This window comes from Mariniflexile sp. (genome assembly GCF_041583155.1).
Taxonomy (GTDB): domain Bacteria; phylum Bacteroidota; class Bacteroidia; order Flavobacteriales; family Flavobacteriaceae; genus Mariniflexile.
In genome coordinates this window covers 79,767-99,231 of record NZ_JBFHGK010000006.1, presented here as the reverse complement: position 1 = coordinate 99,231, position 19,465 = coordinate 79,767, and the positions used below count along the sequence as shown (strand labels likewise).

The following is a 19,465-nucleotide window of genomic DNA, read 5'->3' as shown; positions in this document are numbered from 1 at the left end:
TTAGGCTGTTAAAGCGCTTTGAGGTTATGTATGTTTATTTCAATAATTTAATAACCACCCCAAAACTGATATTGTTACTTTTAATTTTTAGAGATTCTCCATCGGCACTGTTTGATAGATTTAAACTTTTACCATACATATACTGGATATAAAAAGATAAATCGTTAGCAACTGGATATAACACAGATGCACCTGCTTTATAACTTATCATAGGATTTTTAAAATCATCAACTCCTTTAAGATCGATAATTTCATCATTCAAGGTTTGGGTTCCTTCTAACAAAACCCCCGTAGCAACAGCTCCCTTAGCGTAAAATGCTGCTTTGTTTATATTAAACAACCTATAGTCCAACCCTAAATTAAATTCTAAATAATTAGCATCCCATGCCATAATATGTTCTATTGCGTTATCACTTCCGGTGGCACCATAACCTGAATATGCTACACCTAAACCTGCAATTATTTTTTCATTAAATACTTTGGTTTTATAACCCATGGCCAAAAAGCTATGCGTGGTCGCATATAAATTATCCAAGCTAGAGCCTTCGGAATCCTTGTAATCAAAGGAGGTTGAAGCCTTTCCTGTTTCAATATAAATTTCTTGAGCCCATGTTACTGTGGTTAACAAAAAGAATAAGACTATTTGAGTAGTTTTTTTTAAATTCATTTTTAATTGATTGATTTAGTTAATGACTTTTGGGTTTTTAATTTTTTAAAATTTTCCCAATGAATTGTTTATTATTTGCAACCGCCTTAAGTATATACTCACCAGATTGCAAATTGTTTAATTTTACATCTATCTGGTTTAAAGAAGCAAAAGCGCCAAAAAACACATTAGCACCAAGCATATTGCACACTGTTAACACTACTTCTCCTTCAATATCTTCATTAAAAGTTAAAGAAATTTGTTCTTTGAAAGGATTTGGATAAATACTTACTTGAAGGTTAAGAGGTACATTTATATCCATAACTTGGGATAAAACATTTGGTTGAATAAATCCTTGACGGATACTGTAAGAGCCATTATTAAATGTTCCTATTGCACTTGGCTGTCCAATACTCTCTTGAACCATGTAAGATGCATTGTCTTGTACTATAACTGCAGAATTTCCAGAAGTTCCTGTTGTCGATCTTACTAACAGGTTTGTTTGTGATTGCATTTTTTGCTGCAGGAAACAACAAATGCATATTAATAGGCATACTCTCATAAATAGATTAAATTTTTAGGGTTATTATTATTTAATTTACACAAGCTTGCAATAATTATGAAATCAAGTAACGTTGCAAACATATTAATTAAAATTACATTTCATCGTAAAAAAATAACATTTTATCGTGTTTTTTTAAGAAACAATAACATTTTAAGCAAATCAGTAAGAAAAAAGTTCTAACAAATTGTAAGTAAAAAATTATTTATGCTGTATGTTTTAAATTAACGGTAAAGCGCCTCAATTCATTTAACCAGTTTTATACAAAAACTACCAAACAATGTGCTATTTTTGAAACTGAAAACTTGATATAATTGTTAGAATCCTTACTATTTTTCATTACTGGAATCATTGGCACTGTTACTATAGGGCTAATGATTACATCATATAAATCAAACCCTTTTTTCAATGCATATCTATTATTCATAATTATTATAATTTCCTTTCGCTTTTTAATTCATGGAAGTTTTGAATTAGGCTTACAAGATGTCTTAAAACCAGATAGAGGTCCGCATTCTGTTTTTTATTTGATAATTGTACCGTTCTTCTATTTGTATCATAAAAATCTAATACTTCAAAGTAAAACTTACAATCTTAAAGACTTAAAGCATCTTATTTTTATTGTAGGACTATTTATTATTAATATGAATGGTTTTATTCGAGAAAATTACATGGTGTTTTATGGAAAAGCAACCAACTTCATATTAATCCTTGGATTTTTATCTTTCTACTTGGTATTGATTTACAATACATTAAGAAAAAATATTTGGTTTAAAAAAGATATCCTTATTAACAACAAACATTTTAAATTGGTGAAAAACTGGACAATTTATTTGTTCTCCATCAATGTGCTGTCTGTATTAATAATGCTTATTTCCGTTTACACGGAAATAAATAAGGATGTAGAACTTTCAGGAAAATCTTTAGCCAAAATTTCACTACTGTTTTGGCTATTCATTTATTTTAAAATTTTAATTACACCAGAAATTTTATATGGGTTACCTATCCTAAATAAGAAAATTTTAAAATTCGGGTTACCTGACGAAGAAGCCAAGCAAATTTCAACAAATAAAAGTGATAATTGGATTTTAGAAATAACCGATACCAAAAGCGAGCAAGATTATAAATTACAAGAGAAAATAATGGCTAATATTATCAGCTACACTGAGGAAATTGATAAATTAAGCAATGAACATTTTATTTTTAGAAATCCTAAAGCTTCAGCTAATGATTTAGCAAACGCACTCGGGGTTCCAACAAGCCATATCATTTATTTGTTTAAATACCACTCCAGAATTCCTTTTTCGGAATACAGAATGAATAGCAGAATTAAAGACAGTATAAATTTAATGAAGGCTGGCTATTTAAAAACTAACACCTTAGAATCATTAGCATACGAAACAGGTTTTGCTTCCTACAATCCTTTTTTTAGTAGTTTTAAAAAAGTAACAAGCTATTCTCCTCAAGACTATTTAAAAACTAAAAACCTTAATTTTTCTACGTAAAATTTATATTCGGAAATTTGGTTTGTAGTTGCATTTTCTGCGCTTCTACCTTTTGAAGAAATTTTTTATGTGCATCGGAATCAGGATTGAACGGTTTATGCTGAAGCCCTTTTTGAACCACATCAACTTGGTTCATTAATTTTAAAGTTTCATCCGACATCCAAACGCTTTGAAATAGTTCCCATATATAATTAATTGCTATTTGATTAGGGTGCACCATATCTTCAGCATAAAAACGATAATCACGCAGTTCATCCATCATAATTTCATACGAAGGAAAATAAAAGCAATTATGATTTACTATTAACCCTTTCGAATTTAATAGTTGGTGTAAAGCCGTTATTAAATGAGACTTACTTTGCGTGTTCTCAATAAATCCATCTTTTAAATGTCTAACGGGAGACACCGTAAAAATGATGGCTGCTTTTGAATTTACGCTTCTCACTAAATTGACTATAGCTTGTAACGATTCCGAAATATCTTCAACGGACAACAATTCCTTTCCGAACTGTTTTTGCGGCACTTTATGGCAGTTAGCAACAAGTTGATTTGTTTCCAGAAAACGATATACCCAAGCTGTACCCAAGGTAATTACAATGTGGGTTGCATGGTTTAAATAGGAAGCGGTTAAATCTAGCTGCTTGTTTAAGTTAAACAGCAATTTCTCTTTAGTTAAAGCACTTAATTTTGAATGCGCCTCAAAACAATGCCATCGTTCATTATGAAAAAAAACATCCGTTTCTAAATACCTTTTTTGATGAATTGCTTTTGAAATTAACACTTCAATAGCCTTTGGCTGAAATAAAATACCAAACGGATTTTGCAGGTTCTGAAACTTAAAATATGATAATTTACTCCCCATATTTTCAACAAAACAAGACCCTATCAATAACGCATTGGTATTATAGTCTATTAAATTGTTAGACTGTTTTGCTAAAGGTATTTTTGTTTGAAGATTCACATATTTAAAGTTTCATAGCATAAATAGACTCAAAATTGCTGAATTAGATTAATTATAAAACTTCGCAATTTTGAGTCTTTAAAACTATTTGTTCTATCCTATATATTTTTTAGCTTCTTTTAAAGCCTCGTCAATACCCGCTGGATTTTTACCTCCTGCCGTTGCGAAAAATGGTTGTCCACCACCGCCACCTTGGATGTATTTACCAAGTTCACGTACTACAAGTCCGGCGTTTAAACCTTTACTTTCTACTAATTCCTTAGAGATGTAACAAGACAGCAAGGCTTTCCCTTCAATTTCGGTAGCAAATAATAAAAATAAATTATCGGATTGCTGACCTAACTCAAAAGACACATCTTTAATACCCGACGCATCTAAATCTAACTTTTTAGCTAAAAATTGAATACCATTTATTTCTTGTAACTCTCCTTTAAGATTAGCTTTAATGTTTTTTGCTTTTTCTTTTAACAACGTTTCCACCTGCTTTTTCAAATTCGCATTTTCATCCTGCAAACTCTGCAAAGCCTTTACCGGTTCTTGTGCATTGTTTAGCAATTCCTTCATTTCAAAATACAACTTGCTGTTTTCAGAATAAAAATCCTTGACAGCATCATTAGTAATGGCTTCAATACGACGAATTCCTGCCGCCACAGCACCTTCTGATACTATTTTAAAATACCATATATCTCCTGTGTTCTTCACATGGGTACCACCACAAAGCTCTATAGATTTCCCAAAACGAATTGCACGCACGGTATCACCATATTTTTCACCAAACAAACTCATAGCTCCTTCGGCGATGGCTTCATCTTTTGGCATATTTCGTTTTTCAATCAAAGGCAATTTTCCTGAAATTCTTGCATTCACAAAATTTTCAACATCTTTTAATTCATCATTAGTAAGCTTTGAAAAATGTGAAAAATCGAATCGTAAATTTTTGGAATGCACTGCACTACCCTTCTGTTCTACGTGTGTTCCTAAAATTTCACGTAATGCCTGATGTAACAAATGTGTTGCCGTATGGTTACATTCCGTTCTGTGACGTTGTTTAGCATCAACAACTGCCTTAAAGGATTCATCAATATGTTTAGGTAAATTCTTAGCAAAGTGAATGATAACATTATTTTCCTTTTTGGTATCTAAAATATAAACAACATCTCCGTGTGAATCTTCCAAATACCCCTTATCACCAACTTGACCTCCACCCTCTGGATAAAATGGGGTTAAATTAAACACCATTTGGAACATTTCTCCATCTTTTTTAGAAACTACTTTTCGGTATCTAGCTAATTTTACGTTAGCTTCAAGCGTATCGTAGCCTACAAACTCTTCCTCTTTATCCTCTATCAAGACAGTCCAATCTTCGGTACTCATTTCACTCGCAGCACGTGAACGATTTTTTTGTTTTTGAAGTTCCTCATTAAAGCCATTTTCATCAAGTTTCAACCCTTTTTCTAAAAGAATTAAAGCTGTTAAATCAATTGGAAAGCCATAAGTATCATATAATTCAAATGCTTTTTCCCCCGAGACCATACTGCCTTTTGTTTCTTCAACAATGCGATTCAACAACACCAAACCTTGATCCAAGGTTCTTAAAAAGGATTGTTCTTCTTCTTTAATCACATTTTCAACCAATTGTTTTTGCGCTTTCATTTCTGGGAATGCTTTTCCCATTTTTTCGCTCAACACATCAACCAAACGGTAAATAAAAGGTTCTTTTTTATCTAAAAATGTAAATCCGTAGCGCACTGCGCGTCTTAAAATTCGGCGTATTACATAACCCGCTCCTGTATTACTCGGCAACTGCCCATCGGCAATAGAGAATGCAACGGCACGAACGTGGTCTGCAATCACTCGAATGGCAACATCTACCTTTTCATCCGTACCATATTTCTTATGGGTAATGGTTTCAATTTCACGAATTATGGGTGTAAAAACATCCGTATCGTAATTGGACTGTACTCCTTGTAATACCATGCATAAACGTTCAAACCCCATTCCGGTATCAATGTGCTTATCTGGTAAACTTTCCAGACTACCATTCGCTTTTCGGTTGTATTGCATGAATACTAAATTCCAAATTTCAACAACTTGTGGGTGGTCTGCATTAACTAATGTTTTACCATCAACTTTAGCTTTTTCTACTGCAGAACGGATATCAACATGAATTTCGCTACATGGTCCACATGGTCCTTGATCGCCCATTTCCCAGAAATTATCTTTCTTATTTCCTTTTAAAATACGATCTTCTGAGATAAATTGTTTCCATAAATCGTAAGCTTCCATATCCATGGGAAGGTTATCTTCTTCACTACCTTCAAAAACGGTTACATATAAAATATCCTTATCAATTCCATAAACATCCACCAATAATTCCCAAGCCCATGCAATTGCTTCTTTCTTAAAATAATCGCCAAAACTCCAGTTACCTAACATTTCAAATAAGGTGTGATGGTAGGTATCATAACCAACTTCCTCTAAATCATTATGTTTTCCGGACACACGCAAACACTTTTGCGTATCGGTAATACGGTTGTTTTTTGGCACAGCATTACCTAGAAAATACTCTTTAAAAGGCGCCATCCCCGAATTTACAAACATTAGGGTTGGGTCATCTTTTAAAACCATAGGAGCCGATGGTACAATGCTGTGTTTTTTATCTTCAAAAAAACTTAAAAATTTAGAACGAATATCTTGTGATTTCATGAATGATACTTTTGTTTTTTAATGATTACATGCAGTTCGCTATTAAACTTATGATTAAAAAACATATTCTTTTACATGCTTGTTTCATCAATAAAATAGGTTACCGGATTATTATTTTATATTAATTGCAAAACAATTTTTATCTTTACTCTTTTCAATCTATTTAAAAGGTTAATAGAGAGCGAACTTAATTTTTTTCATCAATTAGCTTTAATAATACTAATTTTTAAATTTTGTCGTTTGCTATTAGAATTCAATATATTTTGCATTTAATAAAGTGCAAAAATAGCATAAATTAGGAAATGAGTAAGGTAAAATATTATTACGATGCGGAATCGCTGTCATATAAAAAAATACAGCGAAAAAAGAGGAACACTGTTAAGTACGCTTCTGTGTTTATTTTGGGGTCTGCTTTGTTTGGTTTTCTCTTTGTTTTTATAGCGAGTCAGTACATAGAATCCCCTAAAGAGCGGGTTTTAAAACGTGAATTACAAAATGCACAATTACAGTTTGAGTTGCTTAATAAAAAAATGAAAGAAGCCGAAATTGTTTTGAATAATATTGCAGAAAGAGACAATAACATTTATCGCGTCTATTTTGAAGCAAACCCGATTCCCGAAGAACAACGTAAGGCTGGTTTTGGAGGTATTAACCGATATAAAGAATTTGAAGGTTTTGATAATTCTAAGCTAATTAAAGAAAGTAATAAACGATTGGACATTCTCCAAAAGCAACTTGTTGTACAATCTAAATCTTTAGACGAAATAGCAAAACTTGCTGAAAACAAAGAAAAATTATTAGCAGCTATTCCAGCAATTCAACCTGTTAGCAATAAAGATTTAACACGAATGGCATCTGGTTATGGAGTTCGATCCGACCCGTTTACCAAGGTGCGAAAAATGCATTGGGGTATGGATTTTACATCACCAAGAGGCACACCCATTTATGCATCAGGTGATGGTATTGTAGAACGTGCAGATAACTTATCGTCTGGATATGGAAATCACATTAGAATAAATCATGGTTATGGGTATGTAAGTTTGTATGCCCACCTTTTTAAATATAATGTTAGAAAAAACCAGAGGGTAAAACGTGGCGACCTTATAGGATTTGTTGGAAGTACTGGACGTTCGGAAGCACCTCATTTACACTATGAAGTTATTAAGGATGGTGAAAAAATTAACCCAATTAACTTCTATTACGGAAGTTTAACTACCGAAGAATTTAATAAAATGCTAGAGCACGCTTCATTAGAAAACCAATCATTAGATTAATGTATATAGAACTACCCGAAAAAAGATATTATGCCATTGGCGAAGTTGCAAAGGCTTTTGATGTTAATACATCACTAATCCGGTTTTGGGAAAAGGAATTTGATGTCTTAAAACCAAAAAAAAATGCTAAAGGCAATCGAAAATTTACACCTGAAGATATTAAAAACTTAAAACTAATTTATCATTTAGTAAAAGAACGCGGTTTTACACTTGAAGGTGCCAAAACGCATTTAAAAGAAGAAAAACAGAAAACTTTAAGTAACTTTGATATCATCAGTAAATTAGAAGCAATAAAAGCTGAGCTCATAAAAGTTAAGGATGCCATGTAACATTTAGGCAAAACAAACTACTAATAAAAACAGATAACAAATCAATAAAATTAAATAGAATGAAAAAATGGCTTATTCCTGTTATTATAATTGTTGTAATTATATTCGGAATGTATTCTTGGGGAAAAAATTTCAATAACACGGCTGTAAATTTAAAGGAAACGGCAACCAAAACTTGGGGAGATGTTGAAAGTAGTTATCAACGTAGAAACGACTTAATAGGTAACTTAGTAAAAACGGTTCAAGGCGCTGCAGATTTTGAAAAAAGCACTTTAGAAGCCGTTATAAAAGCCAGAAGTGAAGCAACCAAAACTACTATCGATGCCAATAATTTAACACCAGAAAACATGGCGCAGTTTCAAGACGCACAAAACGGCTTAACAGGTGCCTTATCAAAATTACTTTTAGTGGTTGAAAGGTATCCTGACTTAAAGGCTAATCAAAACTTCTTAGAATTACAAGCACAACTGGAAGGTACAGAAAACCGAATTAATGTAGCCAGAGATCGATTTAACGAAGCTGTTGAACCATACAATAAACATATTAAAATATTCCCTAATTCATTATTGGCAGGACTTTTTAACTTCGACCAACTGAATTATTATAAAGCGGACGCTGGAAGCGAAAACGCACCGGATGTAGATTTTAATTTCAAATAAAAACTACATAACACAAATCACTATGCCAAACCATGTTGAAGATTTTTTAACACAAAGCGAAGAAGAGGCGGTTATTGAAGCTATAAGAATCGCAGAATCAAACACGTCTGGCGAAATACGAGTTCATATTGAAAGATCCTCTAATAACGATGCTACTAATCGTGCTTTAGAGGTTTTTCATCTTTTAAAAATGGACAATACAAAACTTCAAAATGCAGTTTTAATATATGTTGCCGTAGATGAAAAAACCTTTGTTATTTATGGTGACAAAGGTATAAATGATGTGGTAGCAAGCGATTTTTGGGATAGCACTAAAAACCTGATACAAAGTCATTTTAAAAATGGTAATTTTAAACAAGGTTTGGTTGAAGGCATTATTAAATCTGGAGAGCAGCTTAAAAAGTATTTTCCTTATCATGATTCTGATACTAACGAACTCTCCAACGAAATTTCAAAAGGGTGAAAAATTTAGTATACCGTTTTCAATCACACACTCAGCTTTCTGATTTCAGTTTAAAGTCTGTGGCCTTTCATTTTCCGTCAATTACCAAACGGAGTCGTAATGTTTTAGTATTATTTTGCTTACTTTTTGGATTAAACATCGCATTTGCACAATTTAAAATCCCTGAAAAACCAGATTTCCAAACAAGTGTTTACGATTATATTAATTTATTATCAGCTTCAGAAAAAAGTGCATTAGAAGAGAAACTTATTAAGTATTCCGATACCACTTCAACTCAAATTGTTATAGCTACAATCAATTCCACCGAAGGTGAAAACATTGATTATTTAGGCACTAAATGGGCTCATGCCTGGGGTATTGGACAAGCAAAGGAAGATAATGGTGTATTTATTTTACTAGCTAAAGGCGATCGCAAAATAAGTATAAAAACAGGTTATGGTGTTGAGCATCTGCTTACCGACGCTATGTCCAAGCGTATAATAGAACTAGACATCATTCCTTTTTTTAAACAAGATAATTATTACGGTGGTTTAAACCGAGGAGCAGATGCCATTTTTGAAGTTTTAACAAGTGAATATCAAGGAACCAGAAAACAAACTAGTAACAAAAAAGAGTTTCCTTCTGGGTTTGTCATTATACTTATATTTATTTTTATCATCATTATTATTTCCATTTCTAAAAACAGCCGCGGTGGTGGTTCCGGCGGTAACCGAGGCAATAGGTCGGATGCTATGGATATTTTTGAAGCCATTATATTAAGTAATATGGGACGCGGTAATTACCGAGGTTCATCACGTGGGGGCTTTGGCAGTGGAAGTTCAGGAGGTGGCTTTGGAGGCGGTGGTGGCTTTGGAGGCGGCTTCGGCGGTGGTGGCTTTGGAGGCGGTGGAGCTTCAGGAGGATGGTAGTTATAAAAAATGAAGCAACCTAAACACACTATACCGCTTCTTTTGATCCTTATTTTATGGAAACAATTTCTGAAGGAATTTAATCAATAAATGAAATTGTAAGTAAAGATTTAAGACCAATAGTTTCACAACTTTAAACATGTGAATTTAAATGTGCGACTTCAATACTATACTAGTTTATAAACTCACATTCAAAATCTGGTCAATTTGACAATCTAATAAATTCTATTTTTTACGTGTGCCTACAAATAACATTAAACACACATTATCGCCTTCTATAATGTCTTGCTTCATTCGTTTCTGCTGCACTTCCTAAACTATTAAATTTCCAGCTAAAGCTTAACATAAAATATTGTTCCAGCACCGTGCTTTCCACGTCTTCTATATAATTTTGAGTCGCTATTCTGCGAGCATTGGTATTTTGGTTTAACAAATCGTAGACTTTAAGTGTAACTGTTCCATTATTTTTTAAAACAGAATATGCTAAAGTGGAATTCCAAAACCAAGCGCTCTTTTGAAAACCATCTGCAACATTGGGATTATAATTGTATTGAATATCGTTACGCCATTCAAACTTTTTAGGCAGAAAAGTAACCGTATTTAAATCCAAAGAATGATTTATAAATTCTTGATTTTCAATATTATCTATATCAAAAGTATTTCTTGTAAAGGACAATGCATACCGAGGATTGAATTCTAAAACTTCTTTCCAAACGAAACGGATTCCTACCCTTGGTGACACCGATGAATTTGTACTTGCGTACTGAATACCGTTATTAAAGTTTATGGATTTTCTAATATCGGGTCCAAAACCTAAATCAAAAGTAGCTGTTCTTAAGCTGTCTATTCTCACCTTTTTATTGGCAGACATATAGCCATATAAACTATAAGCACCATTTACGTTTGTAAAGGTCGTTTCCCTTACCAGTTTCTCGTTAATTGTTGTTTTTCCAACAACCGTATTGTTTTCAAAATTAGCCCTAAAATATCCATAAAAACCAGATCCTTTCTGAAAATCGAAAGAATTAAAACTCATGTATATTCTATGATTATTCTCTGGTTCCAAATTAGGATTACCAATAACTGTATTTAATGGATTTGAAACGTTTGTAAAAGGTTGCAAACGCGATAATTGAGGGGCATCATTATTTAAATTATACCCAATTCGTAATGAGGATTTTTCACTAAATTTATAACGAAATCGAGACCTTAGCTCCAAGGCTTTAAAATGACGTTCTAAATTAAAATCTGGCCTTAATAAATCCTTATTTTCTAAGGATCTAAAAATATAAGATGCCTCAAAACTAGCTGATAAATCTTTAATTCTATATTCAAGTTCTAATGCTGGTGTACTTGTTTCATTAATATACTCGAAATCTGTACTTAAATCTGTATTGAATATGGTATACAAGCCACTATCCTCATCTTTATCAAAGGTACTTTTTCTATCTTTTTGGTTATCTAAACTATATCCATACTTAAACTCTAAAAAGAATTTATTAGCCGCTAAAGGCAACCTGTAAGTAACTTCGGTGTTAAAATTATTTACCTTATTTTCGCCATCGGTGTACTGATTTCTTTCAATATCTTCAGTATCGTCTTCCAGAATTTCAGTTAAGGACTCCAAATAATCATCACTTTCTCGCACATTAATAGTATTTTCTATACTAAACCTTAAAAACGCACCTTTTGAGCCAAAACGTTTTGTAATATCAATATCATTGTTGAAGTTTTTGCCCAGCGTTTCCACACTCGAAAATGAGTTAGACCTATTTATTAACTGTTTAAATTCATCAGATGATGTTTCATCTTCGGAATAGGTAGTTTTACTTTTTGTGAATCTAAATGAAGGTTGAATATTTATTAAGAGTGTAGAATCTACCTTAATATCAAACTCTAAATTGGCACTATGGTCGTCGCCATCACTAAAAGATGTAGAATTTGAGGTTGTAAAGTACCTAGAATCGGCTAAAATGTTTTCCCTATTACTGTTAGACCTATTTTCAGAATTGTTTCCGGAGTAAAAATAATTGGCTGACACATCCTTATCTTCGCCTAATTTATCCGCATAGTTAGCTCCCATGTTACTGGATTCTACTAAGCCTTGACCACCTCCAAAATTCCGACTATCAATACTTCCGCCAAACATCTTACGTATTTCACCAAAACTGAAGCCTGGAGAATTTATATCATTACCGCCTGAAAGCACACTAATTCGCTGGTCATTATCAAAATAATTAAACATACCTGCATATTCATAATGTTTATCGGTTCCCACCCCAGCAGCTAACCTACCAAAAACACCCTTATTATTTTCTTCTTTAATAACTAAGTTTACGGTTTTATTTTCACCATCTACTTCTTCACCTGTAAAGGCCTGGTCTTTGGTTTTGGTATCTAAAATCTGAATTTTATCTACAATATCTTTTGTTAAATTTCTAGTGGTAATAGTTGGGTCATCGCCAAAAAACGGTTTGCCATTTACTAAAATTCTATTAACTTCCTTTCCGTTAACAGTAATCGTTCCTTCATCGCTAACTTCAACTCCAGGAAGCTCCTTTAGTAAATCTTCAACATTGGCATCTTTTTTAGTTTTAAAAGAATTGACATTATATTCTAAAGTATCTTTTTTAATCGTAATTGGTGCTGTGCTTTTTATAAGAACTTCTCCCAATGCATTGGAATTAACTTTAAGATTTAACTTTCCTAAATCTGTTGTTCCGCTTTTTACTTTTGTGGACTTTAGGTATGTTTGATACCCAACATAAGAAATAAATAAATTTACAGAATTATCGTTGGTTTTACCTTCTAATGAAAATTGACCATCTCTTCCCGAAATGGCATAAGTAATTAGCGAACTATCTTTTTCTCGCTGTAAATAAACCGTAGCAGCCTCCAAAGGAATATTTTCTTCTTCTGAAAAAACAGTCCCTGAAATTTGAAATGATTTAGTTTGTGCTAAGGAAATTAAACCAATTAAAGATATAATACCTAGAAAAAAATACTTCATTTATTCACTGATTGAAAATTAACAATCAGCTAATATAAGCTCTCAGCCTAGGTGGTTTTCTTAAAATTAACTTAAAATTTTTATAAAACTTACTTTTTTCGCATATAAACACTCACAGGAACACCTGTGAAATCAAATTTTTCGCGCAATTTATTTTCTAAAAAGCGTTTGTATGGCTCTTTAACATATTGTGGTAAATTACAGAAAAATGCAAACTGTGGCTGCGGAGTTGGCAATTGCATTACGTATTTAATTTTAACGTATTTAGCCTTATTTGCAGGTGGTGGATAGTTTTCTATAATAGGTAACATTACTTCATTAAGGACACTTGTTTTAATCTTTTTAGTGCGATTATTATACACCTCAACAGCCGTCTCTATAGCCTTGTAAATACGTTGTTTAGTTAAAGTTGAGATAAAGATAATAGGCACATCCGTAAATGGCTCCATTTCTTTTCTGATGGCTTTTTCATATTCCAGAGTAGTTTTATGGTCTTTCTCTACTAAATCCCATTTGTTTACTAAAATAACAACCCCTTTTCTGTTACGTTCTGCCAACCAAAATATGTTTTGATCCTGACCATCAAACCCACGGGTAGCATCTAAAACCAACAAACAAACATCGCTGTGTTCAATAGCACGTACACTTCGCATTACAGAATAAAATTCTAAGTCTTCTTTTACTTTCGATTTTCTTCGGATTCCTGCAGTATCAACCAAGTTAAACTCAAAACCAAATCGATTGTATTTCGTATCAATAGCATCCCTGGTAGTACCTGCTATATCTGTAACAATATATCTATCTTCTCCTATTAGTGCATTAATGAAAGATGATTTTCCTGCATTAGGACGACCAACCACTGCAAAGCGTGGTAAATCTTCATTAATAATAGTTTCTTTTTCCGGTAAAGCTTCCACTAAAGCATCCAATAAATCCCCGGTACCACTTCCGTTAATACTAGCAACCGTAAAATAGTTTCCTAAGCCTAACGAATAAAACTCTACAGCATCTTCTTCTCGTTTAGCATTATCTACTTTATTAACCACTAAAAACACCGGTTTCGTAACTTTACGAAGCAGTTTAGCTACGTCTTCATCCATACCAGTTACACCACTTTCAACATCAACCATAAAAATAATGGCATCGGCTTCATCGATAGCTAATTCTACTTGTTTGTCAATTTCAGCTTCAAACACATCGTCGCTTCCCAACACATAACCGCCCGTATCAATAAGGGAAAATTCTTTACCATTCCAATCTGATTTCCCATAATGACGATCTCTTGTTACGCCACTTACAGCATCAACAATAGCTTCTCTACGTTGAATTAAGCGATTAAAAAATGTTGATTTCCCTACATTTGGACGTCCTACTATAGCAACTATATTACTCATATTCTTTATTTTGTATGCAACAGCCTAAGGCTGATTTATTTATTTAACAAGATTTGCTAAATTTTTTGCAAAAATAGGAAATATACTGTTCGTATTAACGTTTTTCATCAACTATTAAATTTTTTACTATTTAGAATAAAATTAGTAATTTACTGTTTTTAAATGAGATTAGAGAATGCCAACCACAAACGACATTATTTTACGCCCGAGATTCAAAATTGAATTAGCATTAGATAATGAGTCTGTTTTACAACTATTTAAAAACTCAAAAAACACACAATCTGAATTTATTGTGAGTACTATTGACGATCATGTATTTATAAAATTCCCTAAGCATAAACAACATTTTTGGTCTCCGCAGCTACATCTAGAAATTAACGCAATTGACAACAAATCTTCTATTTTACATGGATTGTTTGGTCCAAACCCAACCGTTTGGACTTTCTTTATGTTCATTCACTTTTTAGTTGCCGGTTTATTTATTGCTTTCGGAATTTGGGCTTATACTAATTGGGCCTTAAATTCTGGTTATGCCATTCAAATAACCCTCATGCTTTTTATGGTGATTGCTTGGTTTGCCTTATATGTTGCAGGCAGTATTGGAAAAGCTACTAGCAAAAATGAAATGCTTGAACTACGCAACTTTATGAATTCTGTTCTTGAAAAAGAAAGTCTTAATTGAGATACAATTAAGACTTTTAATCTAACCAAACAAAGCTAGAATTTTATACATTATCAACAGCAAATAAAAAGTTGCTATTAATTATTGTAACCGAAACGACGTAACTGTTGTTGGTTACTTCTCCAATTTTTATTTACTTTCACATAGGTTTCTAGGTGAATTTGTTTTCCAAAAAAGGTTTCTAAATCTTTCCGTGCTTCAACACCAACGCGTTTTAAAGCACTGCCTTTATGCCCTATTATAATCCCTTTTTGAGTTTCGCGCTCTACCATAATTACGGCTCGAATTCTTATAATCTCTTCTTCTTCAAAAAACTCTTCGGTTTCTATTTCAACAGCATATGGAATTTCTTTTTTATAATGAAGTAGAATTTTTTCACGAATGGTTTCGTTTATAAAGAAACGTTCCGGCTTATCGGTTAATTGATCCTTTGGATAGAATGCTGGAGATTCCGGCAATAAATCAATAATTCTACTAAAAACCTCTTTTACATTGAATCCTTCTAAGGCTGAAATTGGAAAAATTTCGGCATTAGGCACTTTTTCTGCCCATAACTGAACCTGAGTTTCTAATTGTTCTTGGTTGGATTTATCAATTTTATTTAAAAGTAATAAAACTGGAATTTGAGAATTTGTTATTTTATTAAAAAATGCCTCGTCCTTTAATTCTTGCTCGCCAATTTCAACCATATAAATTAATACATCGGCATCTTCAAAGGCAGATTTCACAAACCCCATCATACTTTCTTGCAACTCGTAGGCTGGCTTTATAATACCTGGCGTATCTGATAAAACTACTTGAAAATCGTCTCCATTCACAATTCCTAAAATACGGTGGCGCGTAGTTTGTGCTTTTGAGGTTATAATAGACAATTTTTCGCCTACAAAGGCATTCATTAAGGTAGATTTACCCACGTTTGGATTCCCAATAATATTAACAAAACCTGCTTTGTGGCTCATATATTTTACTTTTTAAGATGCTGCAAATTTACAACCTTGTTTTGTTTATTCCACTATATAAGCCTATAAACAAAAAAAAGCAGAAAGTTTCCTTTCTGCTTTTATCTTATAAAAATTAAAACTTATTACTTAGTTTCAACTATTTCTAATAATTCAACTTCAAAAATTAAGGCTGAGAAAGGTTTAATTTTTTCACCTGCTTGTCTAGCACCATATCCTAATTCTTGAGGGATGAAAAATTTGTATTTTGAACCTACAGACATTAATTGTAAACCTTCTGTCCATCCTGGAATTACTTGACCAACACCAAAAGTTGTTGGCTCTCCTCTATCAACTGAACTATCAAATACAGTTCCATCAGTTAGCGTTCCGTGGTAATGTACTTTTACAGTTGATTCAGCAGTTGGTTTTGCTCCTGTACCTTCTTTTAAAACTTTGTATTGTAAACCGCTTTCAGTTACTTTTACTCCTTCTTTAGATTTGTTTTCTTCTAAGAATTTTTCACCGATAACTTTTCCTTTTTCAGCTTCTTCTTGCTGTTTTCTCATGTTTTCGGCTTGTTTCTTTTGAAAATAAGCACTTAAGATTTGTTGACTATCTCCTTCTTTAATTAAAATGTTAGTAGAATCTAATACATTCATGTATCCTTGAATGAATAATTCACTATCAATTTCAGAAACATTCGTTTTTACATTTCTAGCAACATCCATCCCTATAGCGTAACTAACTGAATCCAATTCTGTTTTTAATTCTCTGTTTGAAACACCTTTTCCTCCGCAAGAAGATAATACTGAAGCCGCTAATACAACTCCTAAAAATTTAATTATTTTCATTTTATTTATTAAGTTTAAATTTAATTCGAGGTCAAAAATAACAAATTAAAATTCACAGTGTGGTAGTATTGAATGATTTTTAACTAATAAAAAAAATTAAACCTTCCTGTTCTAAATTTGGAGTTCTTATTTTATAAGCTAATTACATAAATAGCGGAATACTAAATATTGATGATATAATCTTTTTCAGTCACCTTGTCGTATACATCGCGACTAAAAACGTATAATTTAGAGGGCTTCTTTGCCAACCCTTTTTTCGTTTCATTTAAAGGCACGATATAGGCCTTATTCTGAACCTTTTTTCTAAAATTACGATTATCCAATTCAACTTCAAGTATAGATTCAAAAGCCATTTGCAATTCGTTTAGGGTGAATTTAACGGGCATTAAATCAAAAATTACTGGCTCAATCATAATTTTTCGCTTCAAATCTTCATGAGCATCATTAATTATTCTTTTATGATCAAACCCCATTTCCGGCAAAGCTCTCAGTGGAAACCATTTAAAATCACTATTCTTTTGCAACTTAATACTCTCTTTGGGCTGTAGGTAATAATAAGCGATAGTCATGGTTTGCCTCTTTACCCCATGAATTCTAATCCACAACAAATCTTTCTCCGATTTTATTCTAGAAGGGTTACCATAGGTATGAAACTGTATTTTGTTAAAAACATTAAGTCCAGTTATGTCTTTAAAAATTAAATCGGCTGTTTCTCCGAGAGTTTTACTAATAATAACAAGTCCACCAACTACCACCCAATCGTCAATAATGGGGAACTTTTCATTGAACATATTAAGTTTACGATTACGTAGTAAAATACTCAAACCATCTGAATCCAAACCAAATATCACACAATCTACAGAGACATTATCTCGCTTCCTAAAATCCATTAAAATTTATTAAAAAAATTACTTTTTAGAAAATTACCCATCAGCAATTTTACCTTGTGAATATACAATGAAAGCTTAAAACTTTCAATGATTATTTTAAATTTTTATGTAATTTTATAGGAAATTTACAAAGAATTTAACCCACAAAAATGCCCAACGCTTTATATTTAAACATGGAAAATGTAGACACCTTAAAAACAGATGTGTCTACACCTATGTTTGACAGAGACCAAGTGATAACCAGTATTGCACATATAGGTGTTAGTAATTTTCATAGAGCGCATCAAGCCTATTACATGCATGAATTAATTGAAAAACACAATGAATTAAACTTTGGAATTTGTGGGATTGATTTATTGGATTCTGATAGGAAAATATACAACGTTCTTAAAGATCAAGATGGGCTTTACACACTAATAACCAAGGATCCTAGTGGTGTACACCAAACAAAAATTATAAGTTCAATTGTTGAATACTTTTTTGGACCCGAAAATCCGATTGCAGTAATTGAAAGACTAGCTAATCCGGATATTAAAATTATATCGCTTACAATTGCAGAAGACGGATATCATTTAAATGAAATTACCGGTGAATTCGACCTAAATCATCCTGCTGTGGCAGAGGACATCAAAAACCCTTTTAACCCTAAAACAGTTTTTGGTTATTTAACACAAGCCTTTAAGTTACGAAAACTAAGAGGTTTATCTGGCTGCACCATTCTATCTTGCGACAATATAAAAAGTAATGGAGACACCATGCGACAATCTTTTTTAAGCTATGTTAGTAATGTAGAACCAGACTTGTTGAATTGGCTTTTGGAAAACACCACCTTCCCGAATAGCATGGTTGATAGGATTACACCCTTAACCTTACCAGAAGACATAGAAACACTAAAACAGGATTTTTTGATAGACGACCAATGGCCTGTGGTATGTGGATCCTTTTCTAGCTGGATTATTGAAGACGATTTTTTACATAAAAGACCTCAATGGGAAAAAGTTGGAGTTCAATTTGTTAAAAACATTGAACCATATGAAGACATGAAACTTCAACTGCTTAATGCTGGCCATTCTGTTTTAGGCATCTTAGGCACTTTAAATGGCTACAAAACAGTACATGAAGCAGCTAATGATGAGGATTTTATATGTTTTTTGAAAGGTTATATGGATGAAGAAGTTGTTCCTGTTCTTGACCTTGTTGAGAACCTTTCTATTGAAGATTATAAAACCACACTAATTTCAAGGTTTAGAAATCCACATATACATGATAGTCTTTCTAGAATTTGTAATGAAAGCTCTGCTAAAATCCCCGCATTTATATTACCAACCATTAAAAAACAATTAGCAAAAAATCAAATCATAAACAGAGCTGCTTTTGTAATTGCTGCTTGGTGTAAATACAATGATGGTGTTGATGATAACGGAAAGACTTACAACATTATGGATTCAATAAGTAATAAGCTTATTAGAACCGCAGCACTATCACACCAAAACCCTATTAAGTTCTTACAAATTGAATCGGTATTTCAAGATTTATATTCTAATGACGTATTTACAAAAAAATACCTCCATTATTTAGGCTACATAAGAGAACATTCTATAAAAGAAAGCATCATTCAATTTAATAAAAATTCAATTTAAGGCAACCATAAAAAAAAGGCTCTACGAACATTTACATAGAGCCT

General features: G+C 32.5%; 17 protein-coding genes. 8 read left to right on the top strand and 9 right to left on the bottom strand.

The window, feature by feature from the left end:
- Positions 1-34 precede the first annotated feature (34 nt).
- Together ABYI63_RS03680 and ABYI63_RS03675 are read right to left on the bottom strand one after the other, a co-directional pair.
- A complete protein-coding gene (locus ABYI63_RS03680; RefSeq protein WP_372753555.1) occupies positions 35-667 on the bottom strand; it encodes a hypothetical protein in 633 nt (210 codons plus the stop codon).
- Between the two features lie 37 nt (positions 668-704).
- Positions 705-1,160: a T9SS type A sorting domain-containing protein gene (locus ABYI63_RS03675; protein WP_372753553.1), complete on the bottom strand. Its 456-nt coding sequence runs from the start codon at positions 1,158-1,160 to the stop codon at positions 705-707.
- 362 nt (positions 1,161-1,522) lie between these two features.
- Between ABYI63_RS03675 and ABYI63_RS03670 the strand changes: the two genes are divergently transcribed.
- A complete protein-coding gene (locus ABYI63_RS03670) occupies positions 1,523-2,713 on the top strand; it encodes a helix-turn-helix domain-containing protein (protein ID WP_372753551.1) in 1,191 nt (396 codons plus the stop codon).
- Here the strand turns inward: ABYI63_RS03670 and ABYI63_RS03665 are convergent.
- Both ABYI63_RS03665 and alaS read right to left on the bottom strand, forming a co-directional pair.
- The gene (locus ABYI63_RS03665; protein ID WP_372753549.1) at positions 2,706-3,674 is read right to left on the bottom strand and encodes a GSCFA domain-containing protein; all 969 of its coding nucleotides are present in this window, start codon (positions 3,672-3,674) and stop codon (positions 2,706-2,708) included. The two genes, ABYI63_RS03670 and ABYI63_RS03665, sit on opposite strands and share 8 nt — an antisense overlap.
- Before the next feature lie 93 nt (positions 3,675-3,767).
- Complete coding sequence (alaS, locus tag ABYI63_RS03660; protein WP_372753547.1) at positions 3,768-6,380, bottom strand: alanine--tRNA ligase; 2,613 nt, start codon at positions 6,378-6,380, stop codon at positions 3,768-3,770.
- A gap of 302 nt (positions 6,381-6,682) precedes the next feature.
- Between alaS and ABYI63_RS03655 the strand changes: the two genes are divergently transcribed.
- The 5 genes from ABYI63_RS03655 (at position 6,683) to ABYI63_RS03635 (ending at position 10,013) form a co-directional block, all read left to right on the top strand.
- Positions 6,683-7,654 (top strand): M23 family metallopeptidase, encoded by a 972-nt coding sequence (locus ABYI63_RS03655; protein WP_372753545.1) that lies wholly within the window; start codon positions 6,683-6,685, stop codon positions 7,652-7,654.
- Complete coding sequence (locus ABYI63_RS03650; RefSeq protein ID WP_372753542.1) at positions 7,654-7,983, top strand: MerR family transcriptional regulator; 330 nt, start codon at positions 7,654-7,656, stop codon at positions 7,981-7,983. The genes ABYI63_RS03655 and ABYI63_RS03650 overlap by 1 nt, the downstream gene beginning before the upstream one ends.
- A gap of 59 nt (positions 7,984-8,042) precedes the next feature.
- Positions 8,043-8,642, top strand: coding sequence for a LemA family protein (locus tag ABYI63_RS03645; protein ID WP_372753540.1), 600 nt, complete (start codon positions 8,043-8,045; stop codon positions 8,640-8,642).
- A 22-nt stretch (positions 8,643-8,664) separates the two neighbouring features.
- A complete protein-coding gene (locus ABYI63_RS03640) occupies positions 8,665-9,105 on the top strand; it encodes a TPM domain-containing protein (protein ID WP_372753538.1) in 441 nt (146 codons plus the stop codon).
- 80 nt (positions 9,106-9,185) lie between these two features.
- Positions 9,186-10,013 (top strand): YgcG family protein, encoded by an 828-nt coding sequence (locus tag ABYI63_RS03635; RefSeq protein ID WP_372753608.1) that lies wholly within the window; start codon positions 9,186-9,188, stop codon positions 10,011-10,013.
- 265 nt (positions 10,014-10,278) lie between these two features.
- On the opposite strand, the gene ABYI63_RS03630 is transcribed toward ABYI63_RS03635, so the two are convergent.
- Together ABYI63_RS03630 and der are read right to left on the bottom strand one after the other, a co-directional pair.
- Positions 10,279-13,023: an outer membrane beta-barrel protein gene (locus ABYI63_RS03630; protein ID WP_372753536.1), complete on the bottom strand. Its 2,745-nt coding sequence runs from the start codon at positions 13,021-13,023 to the stop codon at positions 10,279-10,281.
- 89 nt (positions 13,024-13,112) lie between these two features.
- Positions 13,113-14,417 carry a ribosome biogenesis GTPase Der gene (der, locus tag ABYI63_RS03625; protein ID WP_372753534.1) on the bottom strand — a complete coding sequence of 435 codons (1,305 nt, stop codon included), beginning with the start codon at positions 14,415-14,417 and terminating at the stop codon, positions 13,113-13,115.
- Positions 14,418-14,592: 175 nt separating this feature from the next.
- Between der and ABYI63_RS03620 the strand changes: the two genes are divergently transcribed.
- Positions 14,593-15,099, top strand: a complete 507-nt coding sequence (locus ABYI63_RS03620; RefSeq protein WP_372753532.1) for a GTP-binding protein — start codon at positions 14,593-14,595, stop codon at positions 15,097-15,099.
- Between the two features lie 77 nt (positions 15,100-15,176).
- Here ABYI63_RS03620 and era read toward each other — a convergent pair whose 3' ends face one another.
- The 3 genes from era to ABYI63_RS03605 all read right to left on the bottom strand — a co-directional run bounded on the left by era (position 15,177) and on the right by ABYI63_RS03605 (position 17,781).
- Positions 15,177-16,058, bottom strand: a complete 882-nt coding sequence (era, locus tag ABYI63_RS03615; RefSeq protein WP_372753530.1) for a GTPase Era — start codon at positions 16,056-16,058, stop codon at positions 15,177-15,179.
- 125 nt (positions 16,059-16,183) lie between these two features.
- Positions 16,184-16,891 (bottom strand): FKBP-type peptidyl-prolyl cis-trans isomerase, encoded by a 708-nt coding sequence (locus ABYI63_RS03610; RefSeq protein WP_372753527.1) that lies wholly within the window; start codon positions 16,889-16,891, stop codon positions 16,184-16,186.
- 161 nt (positions 16,892-17,052) lie between these two features.
- Complete coding sequence (locus ABYI63_RS03605; protein WP_372753525.1) at positions 17,053-17,781, bottom strand: NUDIX hydrolase; 729 nt, start codon at positions 17,779-17,781, stop codon at positions 17,053-17,055.
- Between the two features lie 173 nt (positions 17,782-17,954).
- Here ABYI63_RS03605 and ABYI63_RS03600 point away from each other — a divergent pair, with 173 nt between their 5' ends.
- Positions 17,955-19,421 (top strand): mannitol dehydrogenase family protein, encoded by a 1,467-nt coding sequence (locus tag ABYI63_RS03600; protein WP_372753523.1) that lies wholly within the window; start codon positions 17,955-17,957, stop codon positions 19,419-19,421.
- Positions 19,422-19,465: the final 44 nt, after the last annotated feature.

What these genes read in the sequence shown, in the direction of transcription:
- ABYI63_RS03645 (WP_372753540.1), top strand. Translation starts at nt 8,043, where the DNA reads ATGAAAAAATGGCTTATTCCTGTTATTATAATTGTTGTAATTATATTC.
- ABYI63_RS03620 (WP_372753532.1), top strand. Translation starts at nt 14,593, where the DNA reads ATGCCAACCACAAACGACATTATTTTACGCCCGAGATTCAAAATTGAA.
- ABYI63_RS03630 (WP_372753536.1), bottom strand. Translation starts at nt 13,023, where the DNA reads ATGAAGTATTTTTTTCTAGGTATTATATCTTTAATTGGTTTAATTTCC.
- era (WP_372753530.1), bottom strand. Translation starts at nt 16,058, where the DNA reads ATGAGCCACAAAGCAGGTTTTGTTAATATTATTGGGAATCCAAACGTG.
- der (WP_372753534.1), bottom strand. Translation starts at nt 14,417, where the DNA reads ATGAGTAATATAGTTGCTATAGTAGGACGTCCAAATGTAGGGAAATCA.
- ABYI63_RS03610 (WP_372753527.1), bottom strand. Translation starts at nt 16,891, where the DNA reads ATGAAAATAATTAAATTTTTAGGAGTTGTATTAGCGGCTTCAGTATTA.
- ABYI63_RS03680 (WP_372753555.1), bottom strand. Translation starts at nt 667, where the DNA reads ATGAATTTAAAAAAAACTACTCAAATAGTCTTATTCTTTTTGTTAACC.
- alaS (WP_372753547.1), bottom strand. Translation starts at nt 6,380, where the DNA reads ATGAAATCACAAGATATTCGTTCTAAATTTTTAAGTTTTTTTGAAGAT.
- ABYI63_RS03675 (WP_372753553.1), bottom strand. Translation starts at nt 1,160, where the DNA reads ATGCAATCACAAACAAACCTGTTAGTAAGATCGACAACAGGAACTTCT.
- ABYI63_RS03650 (WP_372753542.1), top strand. Translation starts at nt 7,654, where the DNA reads ATGTATATAGAACTACCCGAAAAAAGATATTATGCCATTGGCGAAGTT.
- ABYI63_RS03640 (WP_372753538.1), top strand. Translation starts at nt 8,665, where the DNA reads ATGCCAAACCATGTTGAAGATTTTTTAACACAAAGCGAAGAAGAGGCG.
- ABYI63_RS03655 (WP_372753545.1), top strand. Translation starts at nt 6,683, where the DNA reads ATGAGTAAGGTAAAATATTATTACGATGCGGAATCGCTGTCATATAAA.
- ABYI63_RS03605 (WP_372753525.1), bottom strand. Translation starts at nt 17,781, where the DNA reads ATGGATTTTAGGAAGCGAGATAATGTCTCTGTAGATTGTGTGATATTT.
- ABYI63_RS03600 (WP_372753523.1), top strand. Translation starts at nt 17,955, where the DNA reads ATGGAAAATGTAGACACCTTAAAAACAGATGTGTCTACACCTATGTTT.